The sequence below is a fragment of the Streptomyces sp. NPDC058683 genome, from assembly GCF_042716195.1.
GTDB lineage: Bacteria > Actinomycetota > Actinomycetes > Streptomycetales > Streptomycetaceae > Streptomyces.
This window is the reverse complement of the sequence record NZ_JBHXSK010000011.1, coordinates 22,291-42,655: the sequence shown is the minus strand read 5'-3', so window position 1 is coordinate 42,655 and position 20,365 is coordinate 22,291. Positions and strand designations below refer to the sequence as shown.

General features: G+C 72.5%; 21 protein-coding genes. 10 read left to right on the top strand and 11 right to left on the bottom strand.

Annotation, left to right across the window (positions count from 1 at the left end; all coding sequences use genetic code 11):
* Positions 1–4: 4 nt before the first annotated feature.
* From ACFWXC_RS13880 to ACFWXC_RS13865, 4 genes are all read right to left on the bottom strand, one after another.
* Positions 5–973, bottom strand: a complete 969-nt coding sequence (locus tag ACFWXC_RS13880) for a cyclase family protein (protein ID WP_384478033.1) — start codon at positions 971–973, stop codon at positions 5–7.
* Positions 970–1,974 (bottom strand): amidohydrolase family protein, encoded by a 1,005-nt coding sequence (locus tag ACFWXC_RS13875; RefSeq protein WP_384478030.1) that lies wholly within the window; start codon positions 1,972–1,974, stop codon positions 970–972. The genes ACFWXC_RS13880 and ACFWXC_RS13875 overlap by 4 nt, the downstream gene beginning before the upstream one ends.
* Positions 1,971–3,095 carry an FAD-dependent monooxygenase gene (locus tag ACFWXC_RS13870; RefSeq protein WP_384478027.1) on the bottom strand — a complete coding sequence of 375 codons (1,125 nt, stop codon included), beginning with the start codon at positions 3,093–3,095 and terminating at the stop codon, positions 1,971–1,973. Before ACFWXC_RS13870 ends, ACFWXC_RS13875 begins: the two co-directional genes overlap by 4 nt.
* A gap of 66 nt (positions 3,096–3,161) precedes the next feature.
* Positions 3,162–3,467: an antibiotic biosynthesis monooxygenase gene (locus ACFWXC_RS13865; protein WP_351736269.1), complete on the bottom strand. Its 306-nt coding sequence runs from the start codon at positions 3,465–3,467 to the stop codon at positions 3,162–3,164.
* A gap of 242 nt (positions 3,468–3,709) precedes the next feature.
* On the opposite strand from ACFWXC_RS13865, the gene ACFWXC_RS13860 reads away from it, so the two are divergent.
* The 6 genes from ACFWXC_RS13860 to ACFWXC_RS13835 all read left to right on the top strand — a co-directional run bounded on the left by ACFWXC_RS13860 (position 3,710) and on the right by ACFWXC_RS13835 (position 10,817).
* Positions 3,710–4,690, top strand: a complete 981-nt coding sequence (locus tag ACFWXC_RS13860; RefSeq protein ID WP_384478023.1) for a fumarylacetoacetate hydrolase family protein — start codon at positions 3,710–3,712, stop codon at positions 4,688–4,690.
* Positions 4,687–5,622 (top strand): VOC family protein, encoded by a 936-nt coding sequence (locus ACFWXC_RS13855; RefSeq protein WP_384478020.1) that lies wholly within the window; start codon positions 4,687–4,689, stop codon positions 5,620–5,622. Before ACFWXC_RS13860 ends, ACFWXC_RS13855 begins: the two co-directional genes overlap by 4 nt.
* Before the next feature lie 29 nt (positions 5,623–5,651).
* Positions 5,652–6,953, top strand: a complete 1,302-nt coding sequence (gene hisD / locus ACFWXC_RS13850; protein ID WP_384478017.1) for a histidinol dehydrogenase — start codon at positions 5,652–5,654, stop codon at positions 6,951–6,953.
* Positions 6,950–7,711, top strand: coding sequence for an SDR family NAD(P)-dependent oxidoreductase (locus ACFWXC_RS13845; protein ID WP_384478014.1), 762 nt, complete (start codon positions 6,950–6,952; stop codon positions 7,709–7,711). The genes hisD and ACFWXC_RS13845 overlap by 4 nt, the downstream gene beginning before the upstream one ends.
* Before the next feature lie 294 nt (positions 7,712–8,005).
* The gene (locus tag ACFWXC_RS13840) at positions 8,006–9,913 is read left to right on the top strand and encodes a hypothetical protein (protein ID WP_384478011.1); all 1,908 of its coding nucleotides are present in this window, start codon (positions 8,006–8,008) and stop codon (positions 9,911–9,913) included.
* A 145-nt stretch (positions 9,914–10,058) separates the two neighbouring features.
* Positions 10,059–10,817, top strand: coding sequence for a class I SAM-dependent methyltransferase (locus ACFWXC_RS13835; RefSeq protein ID WP_384478008.1), 759 nt, complete (start codon positions 10,059–10,061; stop codon positions 10,815–10,817).
* On the opposite strand, the gene ACFWXC_RS13830 is transcribed toward ACFWXC_RS13835, so the two are convergent.
* The 5 genes from ACFWXC_RS13830 to ACFWXC_RS13810 all read right to left on the bottom strand — a co-directional run bounded on the left by ACFWXC_RS13830 (position 10,787) and on the right by ACFWXC_RS13810 (position 15,145).
* Positions 10,787–11,530 (bottom strand): GntR family transcriptional regulator, encoded by a 744-nt coding sequence (locus tag ACFWXC_RS13830; RefSeq protein WP_384478005.1) that lies wholly within the window; start codon positions 11,528–11,530, stop codon positions 10,787–10,789. The two genes, ACFWXC_RS13835 and ACFWXC_RS13830, sit on opposite strands and share 31 nt — an antisense overlap.
* Positions 11,531–11,650: 120 nt before the next feature.
* Positions 11,651–12,817 (bottom strand): serine hydrolase domain-containing protein, encoded by a 1,167-nt coding sequence (locus ACFWXC_RS13825; RefSeq protein WP_384478002.1) that lies wholly within the window; start codon positions 12,815–12,817, stop codon positions 11,651–11,653.
* Positions 12,818–12,906: 89 nt separating this feature from the next.
* Positions 12,907–13,311 (bottom strand): nuclear transport factor 2 family protein, encoded by a 405-nt coding sequence (locus tag ACFWXC_RS13820; protein WP_384477999.1) that lies wholly within the window; start codon positions 13,309–13,311, stop codon positions 12,907–12,909.
* A 22-nt stretch (positions 13,312–13,333) separates the two neighbouring features.
* The gene (locus tag ACFWXC_RS13815) at positions 13,334–14,302 is read right to left on the bottom strand and encodes an acetylxylan esterase (RefSeq protein WP_384477996.1); all 969 of its coding nucleotides are present in this window, start codon (positions 14,300–14,302) and stop codon (positions 13,334–13,336) included.
* A gap of 255 nt (positions 14,303–14,557) precedes the next feature.
* On the bottom strand, positions 14,558–15,145 hold the full coding sequence (locus ACFWXC_RS13810) for a hypothetical protein (protein WP_384477993.1): 588 nt from the start codon (positions 15,143–15,145) through the stop codon (positions 14,558–14,560).
* Positions 15,146–15,536: 391 nt separating this feature from the next.
* Here ACFWXC_RS13810 and ACFWXC_RS13805 point away from each other — a divergent pair, with 391 nt between their 5' ends.
* Positions 15,537–16,460, top strand: coding sequence for an NADP-dependent oxidoreductase (locus tag ACFWXC_RS13805; protein WP_384477990.1), 924 nt, complete (start codon positions 15,537–15,539; stop codon positions 16,458–16,460).
* Complete coding sequence (locus ACFWXC_RS13800) at positions 16,457–17,206, top strand: GNAT family N-acetyltransferase (RefSeq protein WP_384477987.1); 750 nt, start codon at positions 16,457–16,459, stop codon at positions 17,204–17,206. Before ACFWXC_RS13805 ends, ACFWXC_RS13800 begins: the two co-directional genes overlap by 4 nt.
* Here the strand turns inward: ACFWXC_RS13800 and ACFWXC_RS13795 are convergent.
* A complete protein-coding gene (locus ACFWXC_RS13795) occupies positions 17,167–17,610 on the bottom strand; it encodes a MarR family winged helix-turn-helix transcriptional regulator (protein ID WP_384477984.1) in 444 nt (147 codons plus the stop codon). The genes ACFWXC_RS13800 and ACFWXC_RS13795 overlap by 40 nt on opposite strands.
* A 141-nt stretch (positions 17,611–17,751) precedes the next feature.
* On the opposite strand from ACFWXC_RS13795, the gene ACFWXC_RS13790 reads away from it, so the two are divergent.
* Together ACFWXC_RS13790 and ACFWXC_RS13785 are read left to right on the top strand one after the other, a co-directional pair.
* Entirely contained in the window at positions 17,752–18,810 is a 1,059-nt protein-coding gene (locus tag ACFWXC_RS13790; protein WP_384477982.1) for a hypothetical protein, read from the top strand.
* A gap of 33 nt (positions 18,811–18,843) precedes the next feature.
* Complete coding sequence (locus ACFWXC_RS13785) at positions 18,844–19,629, top strand: putative protein N(5)-glutamine methyltransferase (RefSeq protein WP_384477979.1); 786 nt, start codon at positions 18,844–18,846, stop codon at positions 19,627–19,629.
* Here ACFWXC_RS13785 and ACFWXC_RS13780 read toward each other — a convergent pair.
* Positions 19,626–20,345 (bottom strand): hypothetical protein, encoded by a 720-nt coding sequence (locus ACFWXC_RS13780; protein WP_384477976.1) that lies wholly within the window; start codon positions 20,343–20,345, stop codon positions 19,626–19,628. The two genes, ACFWXC_RS13785 and ACFWXC_RS13780, sit on opposite strands and share 4 nt — an antisense overlap.
* Positions 20,346–20,365: the final 20 nt, after the last annotated feature.

Below are 20,365 nucleotides of genomic sequence, written 5' to 3'. Positions count from 1 at the left end.
CGGCTCACTTGACCGCGATGGGGTTGACGGGGGCACCGACCGCGCCGGTCACCGGCAGCGGCGCCGCGACCAGCAGGAACTCATAGACACCGTCGGCCGCGCAGTCCTCCGCCAGGGCTTCCAGGTCCCACATCTCGCCCAGTGGCAGGCCCATGTTGGGGATGGCGATCTGGTGCAGCGGCGACATCGCCGGCTCGGCGAACTCGTACGGGCGTACCTCGAGGCCCCAGGTGTCGGAGGCGATGGCCGCGATCTCCGTGCGGTGCAGCCAGCCGAGGGTGGTGAAGGACAGACCGGGCGCGTCCCCGGCCGCGTACCCGCCCCACGCGCCGAGCCGCCGCACCCGGCCCAGCTGCCCGGTGCGGACGAGCACGATGTCACCCCGGCGCACACCCGACGTGGCGCCCTGCGCCTCGATGGTGGTGCGCAGGTGCTCTTCCAGGATCGGGAAGCCGTCCGGGAGCTCACCGCGCGCGTCACCGGCCGCCCGGCCGACGTCGAGCAGCACCCCGCGGCCGGTGAACGCGTCCCGCATCTGCTCGATGCCGGTCACGGAGTCGCCGTCGCCGTTGACGATCGTGCACGGACGGCCGTTCCACGCCTGCTTGTTGTCGTAGATGTGGCCCAGCCCGTCCCACTGCGTGGAGGCCTGGAGCGGCATCAGCACGTGGTCGTCGGCGCCGCCGAAACCGTGCGGGAAGCCCTGGGTGCCGGCCGCCGCGTCGGAGCCGGTGTCCCGCATGTAGTGCACCGGGTTGATCCGGCCCCGGAAGCCGCGCTGCGGGCCCGACTCGTTGAACTCCTGCGCCAGCGAGAAGGAACGGCCCCGCCGGACCAGACCGGCGGCGTGCGCGCGGATCGCGTCGTCGACGAAGTTGAGCGTGCCCAGCACGTCGTCGTCGCCCCAGCGGCCCCAGTTGCGGTACAGGGCACGGGCCTTGGCGAGCTCTTCCTCGATGGGACCGACGGTCATCGGACGTGTCCTTTCAGCAGCAGTTCCAGGGCGTTGCCCCCGGCGATCGCGTCCCGCGCGACCGGATCGAGACCGGCCGCGTCCAGGCGGGCCACCGGGTCCGTGACACCCATGTCGAAGGGGTGGTCGGTGCCGAGCACCACCCGGTCCGCGCCCACCTCCTCGACCAGATGGCGCAGCGCGCGCGGGGTGTAGACAAGGGCGTCGAACCACATCCGGCGCAGATAGGCGCTGGGCGGTTCGGCGCAGCCGCGCGCGTCCGGCCGGACCTGCCAGGCGTGGTCGGAGCGGCCGATGTACGTCGGCAGATAGCCGCCGCCGTGCGCCGCCACCAGCTTCAGCCGCGGGAAGCGGTCCAGGACCCCGGTGAAGATCAGACGGGAGAGCGCGACGGTGGTCTCGGCGGGCTGACCGACCGTGTTGCCGAGGTAGTGCGTGGCGAGCCGCTCGCCGAGCGAGCAGCCCCACGGGTGCACGAAGACCACCGCACCCAACTCCTCTGCCTTCAGCCAGACCTCGTCGTGCGCGGGGTCGGCCAGCTCGCGGCCCGCCACGGTGGTGGAGACGCTGACGCCGCACAGGCCCAGCTCGGTGACCGCCGTGTCCAGCAGGGCGACCGCGAGGTCCGGGTGCTGGAGCGGTACCGTGCCCAGGCCGTGGAGCCGCTCGGGCGCGGTGGCGCAGTGCGCGGCCACCGCCTCGTTGACGGTACGGGCCAGTCGTACCGCCAGATCGGGGCCGGCCCAGTAGTGGTGCATGGGCATCGGGCCGACCACCTGGATGTCGACGCCCATCGCGTCCAGGTCGGCGAGACGAACGCCGGCATCCGTCAACTTCGTTGCCAGGCGCTGGAGTTGAGCCCGGTTGGCGGCCAGCGACGCGGGGGAGTGGGCGCGCTGCTCGGCGGCCAGCTCGGCCGCGAAGCCTTCGGTGCCGGCCACCAGGGCGTCGGCCCCGGGGACCGCGAGATGGCCGTGGAAGTCGACGACGGGCGTGCTCATGCGGCCACCGTCAGCGAGGAGAGCGTCTCCGACATGATCCGCGCCGGGTCGGCGCCGGGGGTCTCCGGGTGGATCTCCCACTCGGCGAGCCGGAGGGAGTTGTCCAGCACCATCCGCACCCGCGGCAGCCGCCGGGCCATGAACCGCGCCAGGGCCCGGTCCACCGGCTCGTCGTCGGTGACCAGCTCGGCCAGCAGCACCGCGTCCTCCATGCACATCGCGGCGCCCTGCGCGATCAGCGGCGGACAGGCGTGCGCCGCGTCACCGATCACCATCGCCCGGCCCCGGTACCAGTCCTCGTCTACCAGCACCGCCTCGATCCAGCGGTAGTCCACCGCCGTGTCGTCCGGCAGTGAGGCGATGATCCTCCCCCAGGTGCCGCCGTACCCGGCGCCACGCTCGCGCAGCAGGTCCAGCGAGGCGCGCGGGCCGATCAGGGAGGCGTCGAGGTTCTCGTCGAGGAGGTAGGCGTAGCACTGGTCGCCGGATATCGGGCTGTAGCCGGCCTTGTAGCGGGGGCCGCCGTAGTACACCTCCGCGCAGTCCATCTCGGCGGGGCGCCGAGCCACCACCCGGAAGATCGACATACCGACCGGCTGGGGCTTCGTGGTGATGCCGATGAGCGCGCGCATCGCCGAGTTGATGCCGTCCGCGCCGACCACCAGGTCGTAGCGGCCGGCGGAGCCGTCGGTGAAGGTGACATCGATGTGATCGGGGGAGGGGGCGAGGCGCTCGACGCTCAGGCCCAGGCGGACCGTGACGCCGTGCCCGTACACCGCGTCGCACAGCGCGTTCTGCAGGTCCGCGCGGAGCGCGCCCGCCGTGGACGGCAGGTCCGCACCCCCGGTGTGCGGGGTCTCCAGCTCGGTGATCAGACCGCCGTCCGCCCGGCGCAGCCGCATGAGGTCGAACGGCACCGCCCGGGCCAGCACCCGGTCAAGGACGCCGACCGAACGCAGCGCCTTGAGCGCGTTGCCCTGGATGGTGATGCCATGGCCCACCCCGAACCACTGGGGCGAGATCTCGGCCAGCTCCACCTCGACACCGCGCTGGGCGAGCGCGAGACACAGCACGCTTCCGGTGATGCCGCCGCCGACGACGAGCACCTTGTGAACGGGCATGGGCGATCCTTGCTCAACGTAGAAAGACCTCAAATGTGAAAGGCAGGGGTCAGCGGCCTGCGGCTGTCAGCCGGTGAAGCGCGGGCCCAGCTCGTGGTAGTGCTCGACGGCCGGCGGCGCGGCGAAGAACGGGCCGACCAGGGCCCGCCAGCGCGCGAACCGCTCCGACTCCCGGAAGCCGACCGTGTGCGCCTCGACCGACTCCCAGCCGACCAGCAGCAGGAAGGTCCGCGGCCGTTCGTCGCAGCGCAGCAGCTCCGCCCAGCGGAAACCGCCGGCCTCGGCGAGTACCTCGCGGGCCTTGCCGAAGACCTCCGCGAATTCGGCTTCCCGGCCTTCCTCGACGGTCAGCTCGGCATGCTCGACCACCACGGTGTTCTCCTCGGGTTCGGGGTGGCATCGAGCCTGGTCGGCGGTCCGTGCAGGGTCAACGGATCGAGGCATCGGCAAGGGGGACGGCATCCATCCCGTACGGCGATGGCGGCGCCGCACGTCAGTGCGGGCAGGGGGTGGAACCGCGGGCGATGGCAGCCATCGCCAACGGCCATTTCCGCCGACCGCGTGCGGTGCCTAGCGTCGAAGGCGAGCCCGCACCCGTACGAGGAGAGCCGCCCGTGCCCGAACCTTTTCCTTCCCCTGCCGGCCCCTTCGCGCTCGGCACCTTCAGCGACGGCGCGGCCGCCTTCCCCGGGCTGGTCGCCGACGCGCGGGTCCGCGACCTCTCCGGCCTGGTTGCGTCGGTACGCGCGCTGGTCGAGGACTGGGACAGCTGGCTGCCCCGGCTGCACGAACTGGCCGCCGACGCCGACGCCGACGCCGACGACGGCACCTGGCACGACCTGGCCGCCCTCCGGGTCCTGACACCGATCGAGCCGGGCCAGATCCTGCAGAGCGGCGCCAACTACCGCAGACACGTGGTCGATCTGGTCGCCGCCGAGAAGGAGAGCGTGCACGGCGCCACCCCGCAGGAGGCCCGCGCCGACGCCGAGAAGATGATGGACGAACGGATCCGCGACGGCGTCCCGTACATCTTCCTCGGATCTCCGCGCGCGCTGTGCGGCCCCTACGACGACATCGTGCTCCCCGCGCTCGGTGACCAGCACGACTGGGAGCTCGAACTCGCCCTGGTCATCGGGAAGCCGGGGAAGGACATCCCGGCCGAGGAGGCGATGTCGCACGTCGCCGGGTACACGATCAGCAACGACCTGACGACCCGTGACCGGCTCTACCGGCCCGACCTGAAGGCCATCGGCACCGACTGGTTCACCGCCAAGAACGCCGACACCTTCCTGCCGACCGGACCCTTCCTGGTCCCCGCGGACTTCGTCGGCGACCCGGGCGACCTGCGGATCACGCTGCGGCACAACGGAGTGGTCCGGCAGGACGAGTCCACCAAGGACATGATCTTCGACATTCCGCGGCTGATCGCCTACGCCTCCGCGACCACCACCCTGCGCCCCGGCGACCTGCTGCTCACCGGCTCCCCGGCCGGCAACGGGGCGCACTGGGGGGTCTTCCTCAAGCCCGGAGACGTGGTCGAGGCGGAGATCACCGGCCTCGGCCACCAGCGCAACACCGTCAGGAGCCACCCATGAGCTTCCAGCCCGTCAGCCATCTGCGCCATGTCGACCTGGCCGTACCGGACTTCGCCACCCAGCGCGCCTTCTACGGCACCACCTGGGGTCTGACCGAAGTGGCGAACGACAACGGGATCGCGTTCTTCGCCGCCGAGGGCAGCCCCGAGCAGTACATCGTCCGCATCCGCAAGGACGAGCGGAAGCGGATGGACCTCGTCGCCTTCGGCGCGGTGTCCCCGGCGGCGGTGGACGAACTCGCCGTACGGCTCGGCCGCGCCGGAGTGCGGATCATCCACGAGCCCCGGCCGCTGGACACCCCCGGCGGCGGCTACGGGCTGCGCTTCTTCGACCCCGACGGGCGGGTCGTCGAGGTCTCGGCCGACGTGGCCACCCGCACCCACCGCAGGATCGAGGAGCGCGAGGCCGTCCCGGTGCGCCTGTCGCACTGTGTGGTCAACTCCCAGGACCCGGAACGACTGCGCGACTTCTACGTCCGACACCTGGGCTTCCGGCTCACCGACACCCTGTACTCCACGCACATGGGTGACCTCATGTACTTCCTGCGGTGCAGCCCGCTGCACCACTCCTTCGCCATCGCGCGCGGGCCCCATGTGTCGCTGCACCACGCCTCGTTCGAGATGCGGGGTGTGGAGGAGTACATGCGCGGCACCGGGCGTGCGCTGCGTGCCGGGACCCGGCTCACCTGGGGGCCGGGACGGCATCTGGCGGGCGACAACACCTTCTCGTACTTCCACGACCCGCACGGCAACACCGTCGAGTACACCACCGAACTCGCCGTCCTCGAAGAGGACCTGTGGCACCCGGGCCGGCACGACGTGGACGACCCGGTCACGCAGGACCAGTGGGGCACCGCCGACCCGATGAGCGAGTCGGTCGCCAAGGAGCAGTTCAACGACCCCGATGTGCTCTTCGAAGCGCCCCCGGTGTAACCCCGATCCTCCTGAGAAAGGCCGTAGTTGTGGCAGAGATCCTGAAGCACGCCGTGCCCGGCGCCGAGGTGGCCGCCTCCCTCGACCAGGTACGCACCACCGTGGCCGGCGTCATCGCGGACATCCGCGAACGCGGTGACGCGGCCGTCCGCGCGTACTCCGAGAAGTTCGACCGGTGGAGCCCCGGCTCCTTCCGGCTGAGCACCGAGGAGGTCGAGAAGATCGTCGCCTCGGTGCCCCGGCAGGTCATCGACGACATCACGTTCGTGCAGGAACAGGTCCGCGGCTTCGCCCGCCACCAGCGGGACTCCCTGCGCGCGTTCGAGGTGGAGACGCTCCCGGGTGTACGGCTCGGGCAGAAGCACATCCCGGTGCAGGCGGCCGGCGCCTACATCCCCGGCGGCCGGTATCCGCTCACCGCCTCCGCCCACATGACCATCGTCACCGCCAAGGTGGCGGGCGTACCACGCGTGGTCGCCTGCACCCCGCCCATCCACGGCGAGATCCCCGCCGCCACCGTCGCCGCCATGCACCTGGCGGGCGCCGACGAGATCTGGCTGCTCGGCGGGGTCCAGGCGGTGGCCGCGATGGCCGTGGGCACCGACACCATGGAGCCGGTCAACCTCATCGCCGGACCCGGCAACGCCTATGTGGCCGAGGCCAAGCGCCAGCTGTTCGGCGAGATCGGCATCGACCTGTTCGCCGGGCCCACCGAGATCCTGGTCCTCGCCGACGAGCAGGCGGACCCGTTCGTCTGCGCGGTCGACCTGCTCTCCCAGGCCGAGCACGGCCCGGACTCCCCGGCCGTGCTCATCACCACCTCCCGCGAGGTCGCCGAGAAGACCATCGCCGAGGTCGAGCGGATCCTGCCCTCCATGCCCACCCGCGACTACGCCGGACCCGCCTGGCGCGACCACGGCCAGGTCCATGTCGTCGACACCCTCGACGAGCTGTACGCCCTCGCCGACGCGTTCGCCTTCGAGCACGTGGAGGTGCTCACCGCCGAGCCGCGCCTGGCCCTGGAGAAGATGACCCAGTACGGCGCGCTGTTCCTGGGTGAGGGCACCTGTGTGTCGTTCGGCGACAAGGTGATCGGCACGAACCATGTGCTGCCCACACGTGGTGCCGCCCGCTACACCGGCGGCCTGTGGGTGGGGAAGTACCTGAAGACGGTCACCTACCAGGAGGTCACCGACACCGCCTCGCAGACCCTGCTCGGGCGGTTGTGCGGACGCGCCTCCCGGGTCGAGCTGTTCGAGGGCCACGCCCGCTCCGGCGACGTACGGGCCGCGAAGGCCGCGGGCGACGAGCTGCCCTGGAACGAAGGGTGAGCCTGGACGGCCGTACGGCCCTGATCACCGGCGGCGGAGGCCCGCTGGGCCGGGCGTTCGCGCTGGCGCTCGCCGACGCCGGTGCCCGGGTGGTCCTCGTCGGCCGGAACGAGCAGGCCCTCGCCGAGGCGGCGGCCAAGGTGGGCGAAGCGGCCCGCACGGCCGTGTGCGACGTCTCCGACCCGGCATCGGTGCGCACCCTGGCCCGTCAACTCGGCGACGAGGACGTGTCGTTGCTCGTCAACAACGCCGGCGTCGCGGGACCGGTGCGGCCGCTCGTCGACATCGAACCCGACGAGTGGGACGACGTGTTCGCCGCCAACGTCCGCGGCGTCTACCTCATGTGCCGGGCCTTCCTGCCGCCCATGCTGGCTGCCGGACGCGGTGACATCGTCAACGTGGCCTCGGTCAGCGGCAAGCGCCCGCTGCTCCACCGCACGCCGTACACCGCCTCCAAGATGGCCCTGATCGGCCTCACCCGGACCCTCGCGGGCGAGGTCGGCCCCCAGGGGGTCGCGGTCAACTCCCTCTCCCCGGGCCCGGTCCGGGGACCCCGGATGGACCGCAACTTCCGGCTCACCGCCGAACTCACCGGCTCCACCGTCGAGGAGGCGGAACGCGACTTCGTCTCCCGGGCCGCGCTCGGCCGGCTGGTCGAGGAGGACGAGGTCGCCCAGGCCCTGGTGGCGATGCTCGCGATGCCCGGACTGTGCGGGGCGGACATCGACCTGTCGGCGGGGATGGTCGCACCGGCGTAGTCACCCCGAGGAGTACGGCGAGGAGTACGGCGAGGCGAACGGCGCGCAGGCCGTCCGCCTCGCCGTCGTGCGTGCCCACCGTCGCGGACTGTGGCCACTCTGTGTGATCGCCATGAAGTGGGCGGCACGATCGAAGGCATCGGGTTCCGGGATGCGTGTGTGCCAGGCCTGTCCCAGGTTTCCCCTGGCTGCTTCACTCCCACCTGCACACCTCAAGTGCCTTCGTCGCCTCGGTCTCGACGGGCGACTCGTGACTCTGCGCGACGGCGCACTCCACCCGTGGAAAGGCCCGCAATGACGCTGACATCCCGACGCTCCTTTCTGATCGCCGGTTCCGCCACCGCGGCGGCCGTGCTCGTTCCGGTCGCCTCCGGCACCGCCACCGCCGCGCCGAACGCGTCGGGCGGCACGCTCTCCGTCGGTGCGGGGGAGACCTGTGAACTCGCCGCGACCACCAGGGTCAGCCTGCTGACCATCGGCGACGGCGGCAGGATCGTCGCCCCGGACGGGTACGCCATCAGTCTCACCGTCGACGGCGTGGAGACCGGGCAGCTGCTCACCGCGACCGGCGGCACCGCGACCCTCATCCAGGCCGGCACCTACCGCGGCGACGTCGTCCTCACGGTCGCCGGGTCCAACGACGTCACCTACCAGACGCTGACCTTCCCGTTCCGGCAGGCGCTGTACGTCGGCTCCGACGGGGTCGACTCCGCGAAGTCCGTGCTGTCCGCGGTCCGCGGCGGCAAGGTCACCGACGCCGCCGCCCGGAACGTGTCGATCACCTCCACGGGCGAGTGCTTCAACGGCGTCTACGTCGAGAACGGCAGCTACACCCTGCAGAGCCCCACCATCTCCCTGACCGGCAACGGCCGTTCGGACTTCGCCGGGTACGGCGCGGCCGTGGTCGGCGACGGCTCCTCGACCAGGCTGGTCGTGGACGGCGCCCGGATCGGCACCAAGGGCGTGGTCCGTACCACCGTCATCGCCGACGACGGCGCAAACGTCCTGGTCAAGGACTCCTTCCTGCGCGCCCGCAACGGCGTGCTGCCCGCCGACTACCAGGCCACCGTCGAGACCCCGTACATGGAGTCCGTACCCTGGATGCTCGGCCTCGACGGCAACGTCCGCGCCACCAACCTCATCGGCAAGAACAGCATCGCCACCTACCTCAACTCGACCGTCTTCTCCGAGACGTGGGGTGCGCTGTCGGTGGAGGGCGGCAGCGGCCTGAAGCTGACCGCGATCAACAGCCATGTCGGCAACACCGGCGAGTACGGCTACGGCACCTACGCCATCGGCGACGCCACCGTCCGTGTGCTCGGCTCCCGCTTCGACGTCGGCTCCTACGCGACGATCATCGCCGGACCGGCCGCCGTCGTGCACTACGGCGACAGCACCCGCGAGGCGGTCGCCGCGCTCAACACCGAACTCGAACTCGGACTGTCGAAAGCGGAGTTGGCGAGCGTGCCGGTGCGCAGCACGGTCGTGAACTCCGGTCACTTCGGCTACATGTTCTTCGGCGCCGGGCAACTCACCCTGGACGGCGGCACCGTCGTCAACTCCGAGCGGGCCACCTTCCTCAACAAGGGCCAGCAGACGACGATCTCGGTCGACGGCTCGCAGGGCGCCCGGCTCAACCCGCGCGACGGGGTCATCCTCCAGATGATCGAGCTGGACGACCCGGGTCCGGTCAACGTCAACGGCAAGATGATGAACATCGGCGTCTACACCGAGCCCACCACCGACCCGGCCAAGGACTCCTCCTTCGACGTCACCGCCGTCCACTCCACCGACGGCGCCGCCACCTTCAGCTCCATCGAGGTGAAGGGCGACTTCTACAACGGCGTGCGGGGCGGCAAGAACATGGTCCTGACCTTCGAGGACTCCGGCGTCGAGGGCGTCATCTCGGCGACCAGGGCCAGGCACCGGGTGTCCTCGATCGACTCGTCGACCTTCTACGAGCTGGGCATCGTCACCAACACCGTGCAGGCCGCCGTCAACAACGGCGTCGTCGTCCGGCTGAACAGCGGCTCGACCTGGACGGTCACCGGCACCTCGCACCTGACCGGCCTCTCCCTCGCCGCCGACGCGGCCGTGCGGGCGCCGCGCGGCAGGACGGTGAAGCTGACGGTGGACGGCACCGAGACCGCCCTCACCGCCGGCTCCACCTATACGGGCGCCCTGACGCTCACCGTGGCGTGAGACCCGACGCCGTGGCGTGAGACCTGGCGCGCCGCGGTCTGGCATCCGGTGCTGTGGCGTGACACCACCCGGCCGAGGGCGCGGTCCGTTGTGCGGGCCGCGCCTGCGCCGTGTCCGGTGCCGGTCGCTCCCGTAAGCTGGCGGGATGTTCAGCCCCGATGGCCCGAGCCTCCGCGAGCTCACCGTCCAGGCCCTGTCCTCGGTCGAGCGCGGCTACGACCTGCTGGCCCCCAAGTTCGACCACACCCCCTTCCGGACCCCGGACCCGGTCCTGGAGGCGGTCGCCAAGGCGCTCACCCCGCTCGGCCCGTTCACGGACGGCCTCGACCTGTGCTGCGGCACCGGCGCCGGTCTGGACGTGCTGGCCCCGGCGTGCCGGAACAGCGTCACCGGCGTCGACTTCAGCGCCGGGATGCTCGACATCGCCCGGCGGCTGCCCCCGCCCGACGGGCCGGACGTGCACTGGGTACGCGCCGACGCCCGGGCCCTGCCGTTCGGGCCCGCCTTCGACCTGGTGGTCAGCTTCGGGGCGTTCGGGCACTTCCTGCCCCGGGAGCTGCCCGGTCTCTTCGGCCAGGTCCACTCGGTACTGCGACCCGGCGGCACCTTCGCCTTCCCGGTGCTGGCGCCGCCCCGCCCCACCGGCCTCGGGTTCTGGGCGCTGCTCGGCTTCGACGCCGTGATGCGGGTGCGCAACGCCGTGTGGCGGCCGCCGTTCGTCATGTACTACCGGGCCTTCCGACTCGGGTCCGTGCTCGGGGAGTTGGAGCGGGCGGGGTTCTCGGTGGAGCTGTGCGGGCTGCCCGAGTTCGGCCGGCGTGACGACGGCAGCCCTCGCGCCCGGCTCGTCGTGGCCAGGAAGGCCGGCGAAGGTCAGCCGGCCGCCGGCACGGTGAACTCGTAGACCAGCGTGTCCTGCTGGGCGTCCACCACGAGGTCGGTGATCTCCAGCGGGCGGGCGTACTGGTCGTGCACCCGGCGGGTCACCCGGACCGAGGCCGCGTCCGCGATCTGGCTGATCGAGTCCCGGTGGTGCAGGGTGAGGCCGGCCTTGCGCATCCAGTCGTAGGCCCGGCGCAGTTGTGCGGCGGCCGTGCCGTCGGCCCGGTCCCGGTAGCGGCCCAGTTCCTCGACCTCGGTCAGGGCGACGGCCGAGAAGGAGGTCACGGCGGTGCGCAGGGCACGGCCGTCGGGAAAGGCGGATTCGTAGCGGTGGACCAGGGTCGGCCGGTGCGGGGCGAGACCGAGGGCCGCCGCGTGCTCCGGCGGTGGCTCCTCCCAGGTCACGGTGGCCCGGTCGACCGCGCCGTGCTCCGTGGACCCGGCTCCCACCGGGAACGCCAGGGAGACCGGGCTCTCCACCGGCCGGCCGCGCAGCGTGGCGTGACTGCCCCGCCGGTCGGTGGCGACCAGACCGCTGTGGCGCAGCACCTCCAGCGCCTGCCGGACGGTCTCCCGGCTGACGCCGAAGTGCTGTGCCAACTGCCGTTCCCCGGGCAGGCGTTCGCCCGGCGGGATGGTGCCGTCGCGCAGCTCCCCGAGGAGCTGTGCCGCGATCCGCCCGTACAGGGGCTGCTCTTCGCTCTCGGAGTGGTCGTGCTGGGTGGTGCGGGCCATGCCGCGCCTCCTGTTGGTGACAAGACGTAGCCGTGCGGGCTCATTGCGCGACCAGATCTAGCATTGGTCTAAACCATCAGGGAAGGGCGGCTCACAGGTTCGGCCGAAACCGAACCGGCCTCACAGGCTCGCGTAGACGGCGTTCACCAGGGCCGTCTTCCGTGGATCATCCGCGATCCGCGGCCCCATCCGGTTCATCACGTACCCCAGCGAGACCCCCGCCTCCGGGTCGGCCAGCCCGCACGAACCGCCGAACCCGTCGTGCCCGAAGGCCCGTGGGTTCGGTCCGTAGGAGCCGTTCGCCCCGCTCAGCCACAGGCCGAGCGCCACCTCGGTCTCGTGCTCGAAACCCGCCCCGAGCACCAGGTCACGGCAGCTCCCCTGCCCCTCGCGCACCCGCTCGGCCGCCTCCGGCGACAGCAGGCGCAGGCCGCCGTACTCGCCCCGGCCCGCGAACACGCCGTACAGCGCGGCGACCGCCCGGGCCGTGCCGTGACCGTTGGCCGCCGGGATCTCGGCCGCCCGCCACTCCGGCGTGTTCGCCGCGCTCGCGCCCACCCCCGGGTTGGCCAGGGCCGCCACCGCCGCCGGCGCCAACTGGCTGAAGATCGCAGCCTGTTCACTGTCCGACACGACCCGTGGATGGTCCAGTACCGCCGCCCGCCCGGCCTCCTTCTCCGGCAGCCCGACGGTGAAGTCGATGCCCAGCGGCCCGGTCACCTCCCGCTCCAGGAACGCTCCCGGCAGCAGCCCCGACACCCGCCGCACCACCTCGCCGACCAGGAAGCCGTAGGTCAGCGCGTGGTACCCCGACCGGGTGCCCGGCTCCCACCAGGGCTCCGTCGCCGCCAGCCGGGCGGTCGTCAGCTCCCAGTCGTACAGCTGCTGGAGCGAGTGCGGCTCCCGCAGGCCGGACAGGCCGGCGCGGTGCGAGAGCAGATGCCGGACGAGGACCCGCTCCTTGCCCGCCGCCGCGAACTCGGGCCAGTAGTCGGCCACCGGCGCGTCGAGGTCGAGCAGCCCCCGGTCGGCCAGGATGTGTGCGCACAGGGCGACCGGGCCCTTGGTCGTCGACCAGACGTTCACGAGAGTGTCCCGCTCCCACGGCCGGCCGCGCCCCGGATCCGCCCAGCCGCCCCACAGATCCACGACCGTCTCGCCGCCGACCGTCACCGCCACAGCGGCGCCCAGCTCCTCCCGGTCCCGGAAGTTCTCCTCGAAAGCCTCCCGCACCGCCGCGAAACGCGGCTCGCAGTGGCCGTGGACCGGTGGCTCGTGCTCGGACATGCGTCCTCCGTCGTACGCCGGAAAACCCGGACCGCGACGCTGCGGCCCGGGCACCCTGAACGTACCGACTGGTCGGACTGGAGGGAAGGTCAGTGGAGGAAGAGACCCCCGTACGGCTCCTGGTGGCCCTCCGCGGTGTGCCAGTAGTCGCGGCTCGCCACCGCCAGGCCCTGCCCGTCGAAACGCACGAACACACACCCGGCCAGCGTGGCCGCCGTACCGCTCTCCTCGGAGAGCACCCGGAACTCGGCCACCGCGACCCCGTCGGCCCCGACCAGGGGCGCGGAGAACCGCACGTCCGTCACCCGCTCCGCTTCGAACGACCAGCGCAGATACGCGGCGAGTCCGTCCCGCCCCCGGTGCGGTTCGCGGAACGGCATTGAGCGGTGTTCGCAGTCCTCGGCGTACAGGGCGAGCAGCGCGTCCACGTCGTGCGTGGCCCAGCTCCGCTCCCAGACCCGGACGAACCGCTCGGCAGCGTCGCGCGTGTCCATCTCCGGCACCTTCTCCGTCTCCTCAGGCGTAGGTGCGCAGCCAGCGCAGCTTCGCCGCCTCGTGGTACGGGCCGCCGCCCTCGTGGTCGTTGAAGTCGTACACCTCGATCTCCTTGTCCTCGTGCGCCCAGGCGTTGAAGGCCGAGAACACCGTGGACGGCGGGCAGGTCTGGTCCTCCAGGGCCGCCGAGAACAGCGCCGGGGCCCGGCCGCGCGCCGCGAAGTGCACACCGTCGAAGTACGACAGGGTGCGCTGGACGTCCGCCGAGCGGCCGCGGTGCGTCTTGAGGAACAGGGCGATCTCACGGTACGGGTGACGGTCCGTCAGGGTGACGGCGCGCGGGAAGTCGCACAGGAACGGCACGTCCGGCGCCACCGCGACCAGGTCCGGGACCAGACCGCCGACCGCGATGGTGATCCCGCCGCCCTGGCTGGCGCCGAGCGCCACCGTCCGCGCCGCGTCGGTCAGCGGGTGCGAGCGGGCCGCCTCGATCGCCCGGACCGCGTCCGTGTACACCCGGCGGTAGTAGTAGTTCTCGGGCGCGTCGATGCCCCGCGTCATGAACCCGGGGAAGGCCGGCGCGCCGCCCACCGGGTCGGCGGTGCCGCCTCCGCCGCCCCAGGCGCTGCCCTGGCCGCGGGTGTCCATCACGAAGTGCGCCCGCCCGGTGGACGCCCACAGCAGGTTCTCGTGCGCCAGTCCGCGCCCGCCGCCGTAGCCGATGAACTCGACGATCAGCGGCAGCGGTCCGGTGGCCCCGGCCGGCAGCCGCAGCCAGCCCTTGACCGGGTGGCCGCCGAACCCGGCGAACGTCACGTCGTACACGTCGACCGTGGACAGCCCGGTGTCGACCGGCTCGAAGCGGGCGTCGAGGTCGTGCTCGCGGGCTTCCTGGAGCGTCTTGGACCAGAAGGCGTCGAAGTCCTCGGGCGCCACCGACGCGCTGCGGTGTTCGCGGAGTTCGTCGAAGGGAAGGTCGAACAGAGCCATCAACAACCGCCTTTGGCGAAGGGATCGTGCGGATGATCACACCGTACGTGGGTGGTCGGACGAGTCGCCAGGCCTCCGCGCCGCCCGGCGCCTGCCGTGACTCCCTGTCCTCGGCGGTCGATCCGCTGGTCAGGGACACCGGACTGCCCTTCTTCGGCGGCGTTCGGGAGATCCCGGTCGGCCGGGCCGCAGTCATAGGTGGTCGGGTCACTGCGGACGCGGACGCGGGCGGCGGAGCAGGGGATCCCCGGGGCCTCAGGCGCGCCCGCGGGTCCAGTCCGGGCCGGTGCGGGCCCACTCCTGCTCCCACTCGGCGAGCCGGTGCCGCAGCGCGACCCGGCGGACGACACCGTGGCCGAGCAGCACCACGGCCGCGGCGCCGCCCGTTCCGCACAGGCCCACGGTGACCGTGTGCTGCCAGACGGCGACCTCGTCGGGCGGCGGAGCGACACCGTGCCCCCGACGGTCGAACCACACGTCGACCGTGTCACCGGCCCGGGTCCCCGCCGGCACCCGGGCCAGGGCGGTCTTCGTGCCCTTGCCGGGCTCGGTCCAGCGGACGTCCGCCTGATAGGCGTGCTCCCGGTCACCGCCCTCCACCGACGGCAGCTGCTCCGGCGTGTTCCCGACGACCACCGCCCGCACCTTGTGCCGCTCGGCCCGCTCCACCGTCGCCACCGACCGCGCCTGCTCATGGGCCCACAGCCCCACCACCGCCCCCACCAGGGGCGCACCCAGGCACAACAGGACCGCGACGGTCAGCGCGATCCATGCCTCCACCAGGTCGGACCTGCGCCGCAACGGGTTGTGCCGCCAGCGCCAGCCACGTACTCGGGTACGCATGTCGACCTCCTCGCCGCCACGGGAGCCGTAGGGCCGGACAGCCGGTCCGCAGCTCCCAGCGTGCCCCCCTTGCACGCGAGCGTCCACATCGGTCTGTTACCCCGTACGGGGTACCTGGCCCACCTGCGGGAACCACGAAGGCGACATCGGCTGAAGCACGGGTTCCGCCGCGCGCCGCACTCCCGGCCCCGGCGCCCCGAGGCACCCGGCCCGCACGCCCCCGCGAGGCCGGCCGGCAGCCGGTCAGCCCGATGCGGCCCAGGTCAGGACCTCGATCATTGCGGCCGTATGAACGATCCGAGGACGCGGGAATAGCGGCCGGGCGATCGTCCTTGCCGCAGAGGGCCGGTAGCGGGACACCGGTGACAGCATCAGAGAGCGAGGGAGAACGATGCCCAAGGCGTACGTCTACACCAGGCACGGCGGGCCGGAGACCGAGGCCTTCGCCGATGTGGCCCGGGCCGTTCCCGGCCCCGGTGAGCTGCTGGTCGCGGTGCGTGCGGCGGGGGTCAACCCCGTCGACTGGAAGCTGCGCAACGGTTTCCGGCGCCCGGGCGAGGGCGAGGCGCGCTTCCCGGTCGTCCTCGGCAGCGAGGCCGCCGGAGTGGTCGAGGAGATCGGCCAGGGCGTCACCGGGTTCGCGGTCGGCGACGAGGTCTTCGGCAACACGCCCGCCGGTGCGTTCGCCGAGTACGCCCTGCTGACGGCCTCCGTGACGGCGCACAAGCCCGCCGCGCTGTCCTTCACCGACGCCGCCACCCTGCCGGTCGCCGCGGCCACCGCCTACGACGGGGTGCGCCAGCTCGACCTGCCCGAGGGCGCGACCCTGCTGGTCACCGGTGCGGGCGGCGGAGTCGGCGCGGCGGCCCTGCAGATCGCCCGCGCCTGGGGGCTGCGGGTCGTGGGCGTGGCGAGCGAGGCCAAGAAGGACTTCGTGGAGTCGCTCGGCGCCGTGCACGTGCCCTCCGGCCCCGGCCTCGCCGAGCGGGTGCGGGCCGCCGCGCCCCAGGGCGTGGACGGCGTCTACGACCTGATCGGGGGCGAGGTGCTCGCCGAGGCGGCCGGCCTGCTCGCCGACCGCACCAAGCTCATCACCGCGGGCGCCGCCCCGGACACCGTGGCCGCGCTGGGCGGCAGCCGGGTCGAACGCGCCCGTACCGCCGCCGTCCTCGACGAGGTGGCCGAGCTCGTCGTGGGCGGTGAGCTCGACCCGTACGTCTCCCGGACCTTCCCGCTCGACGAGGCCGGCGAGGCACTGCGCACCGTCGAGGACGGGCACGCGCGCGGCAAGATCGTGATCGAGGTGGCCGCATGAGCGTCCCGAATCCCGGTGCGGGCGCCCCGCACGTCCTGGACAACCCCGCCCTCGCCTCGCTCACCGGCCCGCACGCCCTCTTCGCCGAACGGCGTGGACGGGTGCTGCGCTACCCGGTGGACGTCTCCCCGTGGCTGGCCCTGCCCGACGATCCCGGCGCGGAGGACTGGGCCGACCTCGCCGCCCTGGCCGGACCGGGTGCGGAGGTCGGGCTGGCCGGCTTCCGGGGTGAGCTCCCGGACGGCTGGGAGCTCACCATGAACATCGCGGGCGTGCAGCTGGTGGACGAGGGCATGGACGCCGTCCCGGAGCCGCAGGCGGTCCGCCTCGGCCCCGCCGACGTACCCGAGATGCTCGACCTGGTCGAGCGCACCAGGCCCGGTCCGTTCCTGCCCCGAACCGTCGAGCTCGGCACCTACCTGGGCATCCGCCGAGACGGCAAGCTGATCGCGATGGCGGGGGAGCGGCTGCACCCGCCGGGCTGGACCGAGATCAGCGCGGTCTGCACGGACGCGGCCTACCGCGGTGAGGGTCTGGCGACCCGGCTCATCCGGGCGGTCGCGTACGGCATCCGGGCGCGCGGCGAGACCCCGTTCCTGCACACCGGCGCCGAGAACACCACCGCGATCCGGCTGTACGAGTCCCTCGGCTTCCGGCTGCGCCGCCGTACCGCCTTCCTCGCGGCCCGGGTGCCGCAGACGCTCGGTCAGTCCTCGCCGGTGCCCGCGGACGTCCCGGCGTTGTAGCGCTCCAGGTATCCGGCGAACCTGACCAGGTCCTCCTCCGGCCAGTCCGCCAGCCGCTCCCGGAACGCGGCCCGGCGGCTGCGCGTGACCTGGGCCAGGATCGCCTGCCCCGCGTCCGTGAGATGCAGCACCTGGACCCGGTGGTCCTCCGGGTCCAGGCGCCGCTCGATCAGCCCCGCCCGCTCCAGCGCCCCCACCTGCCGGCTGACTGTCGACTTGTCCAGCGCGTAGTGCGCGGCCAGGTCGGTCGCCCGGCAGCCGCCGCGCTCCTCCAGATGCCCGAGGAGCGTGTACGACACCAGCGACAGCTCGGGGTGCATACGCCCGGCGGACGCCCGGGCCCGGCGCGCGAAGACCGTCATCTCGTGCTGGATGGTCTCGACAGCCACCTCCGCCGCCGTCATGGGAGGACCTTCGACGGCGGCACCTGCACCAGCAAAACCCTCACGGGAATACCTCCTCCGACGTTCTAGTTGTATAGTACAACTTGAATATGAGTTGTATAAGCCAACCAGTTTGGCCGGAAGGTATGGAGGTCGTACCCGATGAGGTCACCGGCACTGCGCCATGTGCTCACGCACCTGATCACCCCGCTGCTGATGTGCCTGGGCATGGGGCTGGCGTACATGGGTGCGTTCGTCCACCCGGAGCCGAACCACCTGCCCGTCGCCGTGGTCGGCGCCGGACCGAAGGCGAAGGTGTTCGCGCAGACCGTCAAGGACACCGCGGGTGACCGGCTGGACGTCCGTACCGTCCCGACCCGTACCGCGGCCGTCCACCTGCTGACCTCCCGTACCGTGACCGGCGCCTATGTGCCGAGCGCCAAGGCGCCGGAACTGCTGGTCGCGAGCGCCGCCTCCGACATGGGCGCCACCGCCGTCCAGAAGGTCTTCACCTCCGTCGCCGCCCAGGAGGGCGTCCCGCTCAAGGTCACCGATGTGGCCCGGCCGGTCGCCGACGACCCCACAGGACAGGGCCTGTTCTTCCTGCTCATCGCGGTGAGCATCGGCTCCTACGCCTCGGTCGCCGCGCTCGGCGCGGCCGGCGGCACACTCCCCATGCGGATACGCGCCCTGCTCGCGCTCGGCGTCTCCGCCGTCGTCAGCGGCATCGGCACGCTGCTCGCGGGACCGGTGTTCCACCTCGCCCACCACGACCTGGCCGGTGTCTGGGGCATGGCCTGGCTCTACTCGGCGGGCATCCTGCTCATCGGTGTCGGCCTGCACACCTTCCTGAAGCGATGGACCACGCTGGCCATGATGGTGCTGTTCGTGATGCTCAACTTCACCAGCTCCGGCGGGCTGTTCCGGCCCGAGCTGCAGAACGGCTTCTTCGGCACCCTGCACGCCTTCTGGAACGGCGCCGGCTTCGTCGAGGGCATCCGCAGCCTGCTCTACTTCGGCGACGACGGCCTGGGCCGCAACGTGTGGACCCTCGCCGTCTGGCTGCTGGTCGGCCTCGTGGTCACCGCGGTCGCGGCGGCGTACGAGCGGGCCAAGGCCCGGGCCGCGCGCATGGCCGTACCGGACTCGCCCGCCGCTCTCACGGCGGAGGCGGTCGAGGCCGAGGCCGAGATGGAAGCGGAGGAAACGGTCGGCGTGTGATCGGCGGACCGGTGGCCGGATAGGCTCTCGGCGATGCTCTCACTCTCCGACACCACCGCTGTCGTCTCCGCGCTGCGCGCCGCGGGCTGCGTCTTCGCCGAGGACGAGGCGGAGCTGATCCTCGCCACCGCCGGCACCCCGGACGAGCTGACCACGATGGTGGACCGGCGCGCCGCCGGACAGCCCCTCGAACACGTCCTCGGCTGGGCCGGCTTCCACGGGCTGCGGGTGCTCGTGGAACCGGGCGTGTTCGTGCCCCGTCGCCGTACCGAGTTCCTGGTCGGCGAGGCCCTGGCACAGGCCCCGGGCGCGTCCGTCGTCGTGGACCTGTGCTGCGGCTCCGGCGCGGTGGGCGCGGCCCTCGCCGCCGCCCTCGGGGACACCGAACTGCATGCCGCCGACATAGACCCGGCCGCGGTCGACTGCGCCCGGCGCAACATCGCCCGCTACGGCGGTCACGCACACCTGGGAGACCTGTTCGACGCGCTGCCCGCCGCCCTGCGCGGCCGGGTCGGCATCCTCGCGGCCAACGTGCCCTACGTCCCCAGCGGCGAGGTGGGCCTGCTGCCCGCCGAGGCCCGCGACCACGAGCCGCTGGTCGCCCTCGACGGCGGCGGGGACGGCCTCGACGTGCTGCGCAGGGTCGCCGCCGGGGCGCCCCGGTGGCTCGCGCCCGGCGGCTGTGTCCTCGTCGAGACCAGCGAACGCCAGGCCGGGGCGGCCGTCGAGGCCTTCGCCCGGGCCGGTCTGACCGCCCGGCTCGCGGTCTCGGAGGAGCTGTACGCCAACGTCGTGATCGGCGTCCGGGACCAGGACTAGGTCGTCGCCCCGCTGTCCGAGGGGCTCGGTGACGGGGTGCGGTCGCCGGGGCGCTGCCACGGGCCGCCGTGGTCGTGCATGCCGCCCCGGCCCATGAAGTCGCCCGAGAACGCGCCCGTGGCGGTCGGCTTGCCGTCGTCGCCGCGGGTGCCGACCAGGAACGCCGTGGCGTCCTTCTTGAGCGAGTCGTCGTCGCCGCGCACCTTGACGTCCGAGCCCACGGTCCACGTCCACGACGTGCCGTCGTCGCTCTTCACCGTGACCTGGTCGCCGTCCGCCTTCTCGACCGTGCCCCGCTGCCAGACCCGTACCACGTACTTGCCGGTGTCCGGGTCCTTGACGGTCGCCTCGCCGTGCACACCGAGGCCGCCCATGCCGAACCAGCCGTGCCCGGGTCCGTGCCCGTCCGGCGCCGATGGCGCACCCGAGGCCGCGGGCGGCGTGTCGGGGCCGTTCCCGCCGGAACCGGCGGCGAACGCCACCGTGCCGCCCAGGGCCAGCGCGCCGACGGCGAAGGCCACGGTCACGGCACGCGCGCGGGCCGGCTGCCGGCGCCACAGATCGCGCACCCGCGCACCCGGTTCACGGTCGGGTCCCGGTCCGGCGAGCACTTCCCACCCCGGGCCGGTCTGCGGGGGACGGTCCGGCATCGGCGGGACCGTCGGGTCGGTTCCGTCGCCGTCACGACGGTTTTCCTGCTCCGGTTCGTGCGTCACGGCTCGCTCCCATCGGCGAA

Coding starts and splice junctions, on each gene's coding strand:
- ACFWXC_RS13880 (WP_384478033.1), bottom strand. CDS start 973: ATGACCGTCGGTCCCATCGAGGAAGAGCTCGCCAAGGCCCGTGCCCTG.
- ACFWXC_RS13875 (WP_384478030.1), bottom strand. CDS start 1,974: ATGAGCACGCCCGTCGTCGACTTCCACGGCCATCTCGCGGTCCCCGGG.
- ACFWXC_RS13870 (WP_384478027.1), bottom strand. CDS start 3,095: ATGCCCGTTCACAAGGTGCTCGTCGTCGGCGGCGGCATCACCGGAAGC.
- ACFWXC_RS13855 (WP_384478020.1), top strand. CDS start 4,687: ATGAGCTTCCAGCCCGTCAGCCATCTGCGCCATGTCGACCTGGCCGTA.
- ACFWXC_RS13840 (WP_384478011.1), top strand. CDS start 8,006: ATGACGCTGACATCCCGACGCTCCTTTCTGATCGCCGGTTCCGCCACC.
- ACFWXC_RS13835 (WP_384478008.1), top strand. CDS start 10,059: ATGTTCAGCCCCGATGGCCCGAGCCTCCGCGAGCTCACCGTCCAGGCC.
- ACFWXC_RS13830 (WP_384478005.1), bottom strand. CDS start 11,530: ATGGCCCGCACCACCCAGCACGACCACTCCGAGAGCGAAGAGCAGCCC.
- ACFWXC_RS13825 (WP_384478002.1), bottom strand. CDS start 12,817: ATGTCCGAGCACGAGCCACCGGTCCACGGCCACTGCGAGCCGCGTTTC.
- ACFWXC_RS13820 (WP_384477999.1), bottom strand. CDS start 13,311: ATGGACACGCGCGACGCTGCCGAGCGGTTCGTCCGGGTCTGGGAGCGG.
- ACFWXC_RS13815 (WP_384477996.1), bottom strand. CDS start 14,302: ATGGCTCTGTTCGACCTTCCCTTCGACGAACTCCGCGAACACCGCAGC.
- ACFWXC_RS13810 (WP_384477993.1), bottom strand. CDS start 15,145: ATGCGTACCCGAGTACGTGGCTGGCGCTGGCGGCACAACCCGTTGCGG.
- ACFWXC_RS13805 (WP_384477990.1), top strand. CDS start 15,537: ATGCCCAAGGCGTACGTCTACACCAGGCACGGCGGGCCGGAGACCGAG.
- ACFWXC_RS13800 (WP_384477987.1), top strand. CDS start 16,457: ATGAGCGTCCCGAATCCCGGTGCGGGCGCCCCGCACGTCCTGGACAAC.
- ACFWXC_RS13795 (WP_384477984.1), bottom strand. CDS start 17,610: ATGACGGCGGCGGAGGTGGCTGTCGAGACCATCCAGCACGAGATGACG.
- ACFWXC_RS13790 (WP_384477982.1), top strand. CDS start 17,752: ATGAGGTCACCGGCACTGCGCCATGTGCTCACGCACCTGATCACCCCG.
- ACFWXC_RS13785 (WP_384477979.1), top strand. CDS start 18,844: ATGCTCTCACTCTCCGACACCACCGCTGTCGTCTCCGCGCTGCGCGCC.